8 protein-coding genes are annotated in these 9962 nt (G+C 61.8%); 4 read left to right on the top strand and 4 right to left on the bottom strand.

Annotated features, from left to right (window positions below):
- Positions 1–271: 271 nt before the first annotated feature.
- Together LH365_RS02230 and LH365_RS02225 are read right to left on the bottom strand one after the other, a co-directional pair.
- Complete coding sequence (locus LH365_RS02230) at positions 272–703, bottom strand: CBS domain-containing protein (protein ID WP_226744592.1); 432 nt, start codon at positions 701–703, stop codon at positions 272–274.
- Between the two features lie 136 nt (positions 704–839).
- Positions 840–1475 (bottom strand): rhomboid family intramembrane serine protease, encoded by a 636-nt coding sequence (locus tag LH365_RS02225; protein WP_226744591.1) that lies wholly within the window; start codon positions 1473–1475, stop codon positions 840–842.
- Positions 1476–1690: 215 nt separating this feature from the next.
- Here LH365_RS02225 and hfaA point away from each other — a divergent pair, with 215 nt between their 5' ends.
- From hfaA to LH365_RS02205, 4 genes are all read left to right on the top strand, one after another.
- On the top strand, positions 1691–2143 hold the full coding sequence (gene hfaA / locus LH365_RS02220) for a holdfast anchoring protein HfaA (protein ID WP_107875097.1): 453 nt from the start codon (positions 1691–1693) through the stop codon (positions 2141–2143).
- A complete protein-coding gene (gene hfaB, locus LH365_RS02215) occupies positions 2133–3224 on the top strand; it encodes a holdfast anchoring protein HfaB (RefSeq protein WP_304502295.1) in 1092 nt (363 codons plus the stop codon). Before hfaA ends, hfaB begins: the two co-directional genes overlap by 11 nt.
- Positions 3151–4413: a holdfast anchor protein HfaD gene (gene hfaD / locus LH365_RS02210; RefSeq protein WP_226744590.1), complete on the top strand. Its 1263-nt coding sequence runs from the start codon at positions 3151–3153 to the stop codon at positions 4411–4413. The genes hfaB and hfaD overlap by 74 nt, the downstream gene beginning before the upstream one ends.
- Before the next feature lie 89 nt (positions 4414–4502).
- A complete protein-coding gene (locus LH365_RS02205; protein ID WP_226744589.1) occupies positions 4503–7400 on the top strand; it encodes a pitrilysin family protein in 2898 nt (965 codons plus the stop codon).
- A 226-nt stretch (positions 7401–7626) separates the two neighbouring features.
- Here the strand turns inward: LH365_RS02205 and argF are convergent, their stop codons facing one another.
- Positions 7627–8547: an ornithine carbamoyltransferase gene (argF, locus tag LH365_RS02200; RefSeq protein ID WP_226744588.1), complete on the bottom strand. Its 921-nt coding sequence runs from the start codon at positions 8545–8547 to the stop codon at positions 7627–7629.
- Positions 8547–9770, bottom strand: a complete 1224-nt coding sequence (locus LH365_RS02195) for an aspartate aminotransferase family protein (RefSeq protein ID WP_226744587.1) — start codon at positions 9768–9770, stop codon at positions 8547–8549. The genes argF and LH365_RS02195 overlap by 1 nt, the downstream gene beginning before the upstream one ends.
- Positions 9771–9962: the final 192 nt, after the last annotated feature.

Below are 9962 nucleotides of genomic sequence, written 5' to 3'. Positions count from 1 at the left end.
TCCACAACCGCGCTTGCGGTCATTTTAAAGACAACAAAACCACCCATGCCATCTTTGTGAGATGGCCGTGCAGGCCTTGGAGAATCGGAAGGTCGCGGAACATATCGCTGCTTAGACGAATTAGCAAGTCTGTTTTTCAACCAACTTGTTTCGTCGGCGGCGCGTCCCGTCGAGAGGGCGGCTTATAGCCAAACCGTCCGGCGGGACGCAAGCCCTAAAATCATAAAAGTCAAATCTATCCCCGTTACGTGAAAATCACCCGATTTTTAGCCTACCCGGCGGCTATATAGGCCTTGAGCGTCTGGGCTTCGTGTTCGGCTTGCGCGATCTTGGCCTTAACCAGATCCCCTATAGAGATGATGCCGGTCAGCTTCGGTCCTTCCATGACCGGCAGGTGACGGATACGACGATCGGTCATGCGCTCCAGCAGAGAGTCCACCGTCTCGCCCAGACGCGCCACGATGACATCGGCCGTCATGATTTCCCGAACCTGCATATCGAGAGCCGGAGCCCCCTTTTGCGCCAGCGCACCTATGATGTCGCGCTCTGACACGATGCCCGCCACGCGCCCCAGTCGGTCGGACACTACAAAAGCCCCGACCTTGCGCGTATGCAGCAGGGCGGACACCGCCGACACCGTATCTTCGGGCGACACTGTGAAGACCTGATGCCCTTTGGCATTCAAAAGCTGATTGACCAGCATAGCCTCTCTCCCTCTTTGTGCGCCCGGCCTCCCATTGCGCAGGCGAAGAGAGCAGAGTTATGCGAAGACGCTAAGAGGGCAAGGCTAAAATTTGACCGTGATGTCAATTTTGTGTGAGGTCGTCCCTTGTGGAAATTTAGACCGCAAAGAATTTGGGCCGGAACAGCCGCATCCAGACGCCTATGCTCAGAAGACCGATGGCATAACCGATCAGGTGGACTTCCCAGGCGATCGTGCCGGCGGACGGCAGGATGCTGACGAAAGCGGACAGGACGTTGATCACCGTCCAGGCGAGGCTCATACCGACCACGCGGCGATCGGTGAAGGGCAGGATATAGCCCGGACCGATGCGGACGGCCGCGCCCATCAGGCCGGAGATGGCGCCTGACGCGCCGATCAGCAACACATTGCGGTCCGGGAACAGAGCGCAATAGACAGCCCCGGCCAGCACGCCGCACAGCAGATAATATATAAAGAAGAGTGCGGCACCGCCGGCGCGCGTGCCGAAGACCCGCGCCACGCCGCTGGCGAAGGCCAGGCCGAACACGGCGTTAAGGCCTGCGTGCATCCAGCTCCCGTGCAGGAACAGGGTGGTGACCAGCGTGTCGAGCGTGTCCACCGACAGCAGGGCCGGATTCAAGGCGAAGGCGTAAATCAGGTCGTCGCGTGTGTCGAATTGAGATTGCAGGGCGAAGAGTGCCAAAATGAGCCCACTCAGGACCACGGCGGGCCACGGTGCGGTGAAAAGAGGCTCTTTTTCGGTGTCGTTCATGAACAGCCCTTATGCGGCAAGCCGCCAAGCGTGACGAATTACCGGCCAATATAAGGGCCACAAGGCTTTCGCACAGCCCTTAAATCCTGATTTTGAAAACCATTTAGCGTTTTTTGGCGCGAAATATACTCAATTTTTAAGGTTCACGGTCACATTGGCATCCGATTTGCTTTTCGCCTCTCAAGTGAAGGGCGCAAGCCTGACAGGAGTCCAACATGGCGTATTATAAAATAGCCGCCGCTACCGCGGGCGTCCTCGTCCTCACCGGGGCACCCGCCCTGGCGCAGACGATGAGCACGACCTCGACCGGTTTCGAGACCGGCTACGGCCGCAGCCGCGGTCAGGAAGAACGCGCCATCGACGTGTCAACGCGCGATGCCAACGGCAACCGCGTGCTGCTCGACGGCGTTATCGTCACCGGCTCCGACCAGAGCGTCTATTCCAAGGGCCTGACCTACGGCGCGGGCGACAGCTATTCCGGCGCGGGCGCTGTGGGTGGCGCCACCGCCATCGGCAACAATCTCTCGGTCGTCGTCAACGGCAACTACAACACCGTCATCGTCAACTCGACCCAGATCAACAACGGTAACGTCACCGCCACCAACGGCAAGACAACGGCCACCGGCGAGACCGGCACGGATATTACAGGAAATCTCAATGGCTTCTGATACGAAGAAATCGTCTCGCACGGTCCGTCCTGGTGATCGCGCACCCGGTTCCGAAAACCGCAAGGCACTTTTCGGGGTGCGCTCGAAGGGCCTCAGCCTGATCGCGCTGGCCGCAGGTGCCATGACCCTGTCGGCCTGTGTGTCGCCGGTCGCCGGTCCGTCGGGCGTCTATGCCAAGCCGATCGGCAATGCGCCGGTCACGGCCAATCCGACCGCCTATTCCGACGCTCTGGTCTGCCTCGGCTCCTACGCCCGCAAGCATGGCCTGGCCTCGCCGCGCATGGCGGTGGGCCGCATCTCGGACTACACCGGCAAGGTGGAATACGAAGGTGGCCGCAAGATCACGCAGGGCGCGTCGCTGATGGCGATGACCGCTCTGGCCAAGTCGGGCGCACGTCAGGTCGAACGTTTCGACACCTCGGTGTCCGAACTGGAACTGAAGTACACCAACAACAAGCTGATCACCGACAATGAGGTCGCCAATCCGACCGAAGCCGGTGAATACCGCCGCATCATGGCCGGTCAGATCGCGGGCTCCGACTTCCACATCGTCGGCGGCATCACCGAGCTGAACTACAATATCCGCTCGTCGGGCATCGACGCCTATGTCGGCGACGCCGATGCGCGCGACGCCAAGGGCATCGTCAACGGCCGCCTCTACGTGATGAACGTCGCGCTGGACCTGCGTCTGGTCGACACCCGCACGCTGGAAGTGGTGGATGTCATCTCTTATCAGAAGCAGATCATCGGCCGCGAGATCAAGGCCGGCGTGTTCGACTTCTTCAACGGCAACATCTTCGACATCTCGGCCGGTGAAGGCGGGCTTGAGCCCATGCAACTGGCGGTGCGCGCCCTGATCGAGCGTGCGACGCTGGAGTTCATGGCCAACCTCTACGGCGCGCAGGGCCCCGAAATCTGCCTGAACGCCAAGGACGACTTCCTCAACGACGCCACGCTGGGCAAGACCGGCGGCTATACCCCGGCTTACGACAATCTGGAGACCAATAATGCGGGTACGCGCGAAGATCCTAGCCGTTGGCACAATACTCGCAACCGCAGCTCTGGCAACGGCCGCTACTAGCCAAACGGTTGGTGGTCTCGACATCACCAACGATCAGGTTCAGACCGGCGACATCTTCTCCGGCCAGATCCTGAACGTGGTGGAGAATTACGACCTGCTGCAGGTCGATACGTCGAGCCACGGCAATGCGATGATCGCCGGCAACGAGCAGGTGGACGCCAATCTGACCTCGCGTCAGGTGCTGCAGGGCAATGTCACGGCCACGGCGACCGTCAACGGCACCGCCGCGCCCGAAGACTATCGCAAGTCGCTGGGCACGCCGCTGTACATGACGACGCAGGCCGTCGGCAATTACGGCGCGGGCACGACGACCGACGGCAAGCTGGTGTCCAACACCAATCAGGCCGTGTCCAACGTCAACGTCCATGCCGATACGCAGGTCAATTCGCCCAACAACTCGATCTACGGGTCGGGCGAGATCAACACCACCGCGGTCACCAATCATCAGTCGTATGAGGTGACCAACGGGCGTCTGGAATCGACCGCCAACCAGCAGTCGGGGGCCGAAGCCCGTGCCCGCACGGGCGTGGTGCTGCACTATTCGCCGTCGCCGAACCTGTACACCGCCACGGCGATGAACAACTATTACGGCTCGAACTCGACCGATCGCGGCTCGCAGGAACACACGGTCACCCAAGGGTCGACCGGGCGCACGGAATCCTACGTCTCGGCCAATGCCGGCAATGCCTGGCACATGGCCACGCAGTCGGATGCCGCCGCCAACACGGTCTCGCTCTATAATACGGGCGGATCGCTGGTCACCGACACCACTCAGGTCAGCAATGGTCAGGTGCAGTCGATGAGCGTCCTGTCGGGCTATGAGTACGGAGAGATGCACTCGACCGCCACCGGCGTCGGCAATGACCTGACCGCCGGTAATGGCGACAAGTACGTCAATATCGATACGGAGCAGTTCAATAACGGCACCATCGATACCCAAGCCAGCTTCGAAGGTCATGACGGCTATGACGCCTACGTCACCGCCGAAGCGACCGGCAACTCGGCCTACGCCTATGCCTGCGCCGAATGCGAAGCCGACATGACCGTGCGCAACAGCCAGGTCAATAATGGCGACGTGTCGGCCTCGACCACGACCAATATCACGGGCTCCGGCCGTGCGGTCGTCGCCACCAGCCGCGCCATCGGCAACACGGCGACCTACTACGTGTCGGGCAGCACCAAGCGGTAATGGCTACGGGACATTAAAGTTTCGTAACTTTATTCGGCCATCAAACTTTGAAAAGGTCGCCCTCTATTCACTATGAGGGCGACCTTTTCATGTCGACGCGCACCAAGCTCATGACCGCGATGGCGGTTGCGGCCCTGTCCACCACGCTGCTGTCCTCGACGGCCCTGACGCCCGCGACCTATGCCCAAACCGCTCCCGCCGTATTGCCCGGCGCGATCGAGTTCGCGCAAACCCATTCGGACATCAAACCCGACCCTCAGGCCCGTTACGGCCGCCTGCCCAACGGCCTGACCTACATCATTTATCCCAACAAGACGCCGCCGGGCGTGGTCAGCCTGCGTATGCGCTTCGCCACCGGTTCTCTGATGGAATCCGAGCAGCAGCTCGGCCTCGCCCACTTCCTTGAGCACATGGCCTTCAACGGCTCGAAGAACGTGCCCGAAGGCGACATGGTCAAGATCCTTGAGCGTCACGGGCTGAAGTTCGGCCCGGACACCAACGCCTACACCTCGTTCGACGAGACGGTCTACATGCTGGACCTGCCGAAGAACGATGAGGAGATCATCGATACCGGCCTGTTCCTGTTCCGTGAAACGGCGGGCAATCTGACGCTGGACGCCAAGGCCATCGACCGCGAACGCGGCGTGGTGCTGGGCGAGGAGCGCGCGCGCAATTCGCCGTCCTACCGCGCCTATGTCGACTGGGCCAAGGCCGCTTTCCCCGGTCAGCTCTACGGCCACCGCCTGCCCATCGGCTCGACCGACATCATCGCCAAGGCCCCGGCTCAGGCCTTCATCGACTATTATAACGACTTCTACCGTCCGGAACTGACCACCGTCGTCGTGGCCGGCGACATCGATGCCGACGCCATCGAAGCCAAGATCAAGGCGAAATTCGCCGACCTCACGCCGCGTTCGAAGCGCCCGCTGGACAAGCTCAGCTTCGGTACCTACACGCCGCAGAAGGCCACGGCCTATACCTATGTCGAGGCGGGACTGCGCAATTCGCTGCAAGCCACCTGGTTCAAACCCGTTGACGAGTCGTGGGAAACCGAAGCGACGGACTTCGACGACATGCTCGACGACCTGACCCTGTCGATCCTCAACCAACGCCTGGAACGTCAGGCCAAGGCGACGGAAACCGCCTTCGCCGCCGCCGGTGCAGGCAACAGCACGGTGTCCAAAACCGCCGAGACCCTGACCCTCAGCATCACACCCAAGCCCGGCAAGGACAAGGAAGCCTTCGAGCAGGCCTTCACCACCGTGCGTCAGTACGAAACCTATGGTGCGACCGAGGATGAAGTGGCGCGCGAACTGGCCGACATGACCGCCAGCCTCGAAGCGCAGGCCAAGGGCGAGAAGACGCGCAATACCGGCGCCATCGTCGATGCGCTGGTCGGCACGCTGGGCGACAGGGAGGTCATGACCGCCCCCAGCCAGAACCTGGCCTTCCTCAACAAAATCAAGCCGCGCCTGACCGCGGCGGCGGTGAGCGCGCGCGCCAAAACCCTCTTCTCCGGCGATGGCCCGCTGCTGGCCCATATGGCCGACGATCTGGGCGGCTTCGACAAGCCGGCCATGTTGGCAAGCTACGAAGCCCTGAAGGCCAAAACCGTCGAAAAACCCGCCGCTATCGTCAAGAAGGCCTGGCCCTATGAGACCTTCGGCAAGGCTCCGGCGGCGATCACCAGGGAAACCGTCGTGTCCGACCTCGGCGTCACCGAGTTGGCCTACGCTAACGGCGTCAAGGTCAATATCAAGCCGACGACGTTCAAGGACAACGAAGTGCTGGTCAATGTCCGCTTCGGCGGCGGCCTGACCACCATCGGTCAGGACAAGGCCCTGCCGCTGCAGGCGGCCAACTGGGTCGGCCTGTACGACGGTGGTCTGGGCAAGCTCGACGCCGACGAAATCAAGGACACGCTGGCCGGGCGCATCTTCGGCCTCAACTTCGGTATCGGCGAAGACGCCGCGACCCTGTCGGGCGGCACGACGCCGACCGACTTCGCGCTTCAGATGCAGGTCTTCATGGCCTTCGTTACCGATACGGCCTATCGCCCCGAAGCGCTCGACCGCCTGAAATCGTTCCTGCCGAACTATTATCAGTCGTTGTCGGCCACGCCCAACAGCGTCTTCTCCACCAAGGCCCCGCGCCTGATCCGCAACGGCGACCTCCGCTTCGGCCTGCCGGAAAAGGACGCCGCCCTGTCGGTCACCAACGCAGACGCCAAGGCGCTGGTCACCGGCATCCTCTCCACTGCGCCGATCGAAATCACCATCGTCGGCGACATCACGGTCGAGGACGCCAAAAAGGTGCTGGCCACCACCTTCGCCACCTTGCCCAAGCGCGCCGAAACCGTCGCGCCGGTTACGGGCGCCGATACGGTCAGCTTCCCGACGGCCAACCTGCATCAGGTCCTGACCCACAACGGCCGCGCCGATCAGAACCTCAGCTATGTCGCCTGGCCGACCACGGACTTCTTCGTCGATACGAAACAGGCCCGCGCCACGGAAATGCTGGCCGAGGTGCTGACCTTGCGCCTGACCGACGAAATCCGTGAGAAGCAGGGGGCCTCCTACGGCTCTTCGGCGGGCAGCGTCATGTCGAACACCTTCAAGGGCTTCGGCTATCTGGCGGCGCAGGCCACCGTGAAGCCGGAAGTCGATCAGACCTTCTACGACTCGCTGCTGACCATCGCCGAAGACCTGAAAGCCAAGCCGATCGAGGCCGACGAACTGCTGCGCGCGCGCAAGCCGGTGCTGGATCGCTACGACGTGCAGATCAAGACCAACGGTTACTGGATGGGCGTCCTGCCGGGCATTCAGGCCGATCCGCGCGACCTGCCGGCCATCCGCTCGCGCAAGGCCGAGGTCGAGGCGGTGACGCCGGCTGACATTCAGGCCATGGCGAAGAAGTGGCTGATCAAGGAAAAGCTGCTGCGGATTCAGGTCAAGCCGGCGGACAAGCCCGCAGGCGCGGCTCAGTAAGGCAAAGAAAAACCCTCCGGCCCAAACCGGAGGGTTTTTCATTTCATACCTCCCCAACTTGTTGGGGAGGGGGACCGCACGACGCTTGCGAAGCAAGCTAGATGCGGTGGTGGGGGTTCTTACTTAAGTTCAACGCTTAGCCGGTGGAGATATCGCAAGATACCCTACCACCATCTACGCTACGCTTGATGGTCCCCCTCCCCGGCATAGCCAGGGAGGAATAAAGTTACGAGAAACACCAGGCCAGCACGGCCTTCTGCGCATGAATACGGTTTTCCGCCTCGTCCCAGACCACCGACTGCGGGCCGTCGATAACGCCGTCCGACACCTCCTCGCCGCGGTGGGCGGGCAGGCAGTGCAGGAACAGCGCGTCGGGCTTGGCCAGCTTCATCAGGGCCTCATTGACCTGATACGGCTCGAAGGCCTCCAGACGTTCCTCGTGATCGAGGTCGCCCATCGACACCCAGGTATCGGCCATCACCACGTCCGCACCACGCACGGCGGCTTCCGGATCGTGCGTAACGGTGACACGGGCGCGCGATTCCGCCGCGAAGATCATATCCTCGTTCGCCGGCTTGTATTTCGGGGGGCAGGCGATGTTCAGCGTGAAGTCGAAGCGCGCCGCCGCGTGAATAAACGAGGCGCAGACATTGTTGCCGTCGCCGACCCAAGCCAGGGTCTTGCCCTTGATGTCGCCGCGATGCTCTTCGATCGTCTGAAGATCGGCGAGGATCTGGCACGGATGGCTCTTGTTGGTCAGGCCGTTGATCACCGGAATGGTCGAAGCGCGCGCCAGACGCTCCACGTCCTCGTGGCGGTTGGCACGGATCATGATGGCGTCCACCATGCGCGACAGCACCTTGGCCGTGTCTTCGATGGTCTCCCCGCGACCAAGCTGCATGTCGGTCGCCGTCGAAATAATGGCGTCGCCGCCCAGTTGACGGATCGCCGCGTCGAACGAGAAGCGCGTGCGCGTCGAGTTCTTTTCGAAGATCATGGCCAGCACGCGGTCTTTCGCCGCGGCGTCGCCATCAACGCGCCCTTTGGGCCAGCCCTGACGGGCCTTTTTACGCGCATGGGCGTCATCGAGTATGGCGCGCAGTTCGGCAGCGCTCAGATCGGAGATGTCGAGAAAATGCTTTACCATTACACCGTCTCCTTGACGACCAGCGTCTCGCGCGCCGCCTGACAGGTCTTTTCCAGCAGGCCCAGCGCTTCGCGGGCCTCCTCGATGGTCAGGTTGAGCGGCGGCAGCAGACGCACGCAATTGTCCGAACCGCCGGCGATCAGCAGACCGTTTTCGCGCGCCAGACCCATCACCTCGCGGTTGGCCACCTTAAGCCTGATGCCGACCAGCAGGCCCTTGCCGCGAATTTCGTCGATAATATCCGGATAGGCGGCTTTCAGGCCCTGAAGCTGCTGACGCAGGAAACCCGACACCTGATTGACGTGGTCGAGCATCTCCGGGCTCGACAGCTCGCCATAGGCGACGAGGCCAACCGCCATGGCCAGCGGATTGCCGCCAAAGGTCGAACCGTGGCTGCCGAAGACCATGCCGGAGGCCGCCTCTTTCGTCGCCAGACAGGCCCCGATGGGGAAGCCGCCGCCCAGCGCCTTGGCCGTCATCATGACGTCCGGCTCAACACCCGACCACTGATGCGCCCACAGCTTGCCCGAACGCCCCATGCCGCACTGGATTTCGTCGAACATCAACAGAAGGCCGTACTGGTCGCACAGATCGCGCAGCCCGCGCAGACACTGTTCCGGCACCTGACGGGTGCCGCCCTCGCCCTGCACCGGCTCAACCAGAATGGCGGCCGCCGTAGGGGCTGCCGCTGCGGCTTTCAACGCCTCGTGGTCACCGAACGACAGATGCACATAGCCCGGCAGTTTGGGCCCGAACCCAGCCAGATAGGCGTCGTTGCCGCCGGCATTGACCGCCCCATACGAACGTCCGTGAAAGGCACCGGTAAAGGTGATAATATCAATGCGCTCAGGCTGACCCTTGGCGTCATGATACTTACGCGCCAGTTTAAGCGCGCATTCGACCGCTTCGGTGCCCGAATTGGTGAAGAAGACCTGATCGGCGAACGAGTCTTCGCACAGCTTCGCCGCCAGGGTCTGCTGGTCGGGGATGCGGAAGATGTTCGACACGTGCCACAGCTTTTCGGCCTGCGTCTTCACGGCGTCGATCAATTTCGGATGACAGTGGCCGAGGCCGTTGGTAGCCACGCCCTGCACCATGTCAACGAAGACGCGCCCGTCACGAGCGTACAGTCGCACGCCCTCGCCTCGTTCGACTTCCATGGCGGCGCGATTGTAAACGCCGAACAGGTGGTCTTCGGTGGCGGTCTCAGGCGTGGTGTTCATCTGCGTGAATCCCTTAAAAAGAAAGCATCCCCAAAGTCGCAAATGACCAAGGGGATCGGTAATTCTAAGCTTTAAGGGGCTTAGGCGCGCCTTGTGTATAAAAACGGCCTCAATGTCAATAGATCGCCTCCCGATCCGGCTGGATCTGGAGGCGATCTAAGCGTTTGTTTTATCGCGCCTTTGATTCCAAAA

Source organism: Asticcacaulis sp. AND118, from assembly GCF_020535245.1.
Taxonomy (GTDB): Bacteria; Pseudomonadota; Alphaproteobacteria; order Caulobacterales; family Caulobacteraceae; genus Asticcacaulis.
Note: the sequence above shows the minus strand (reverse complement) of the source record. Positions and strands in the feature narration are given on the sequence as shown.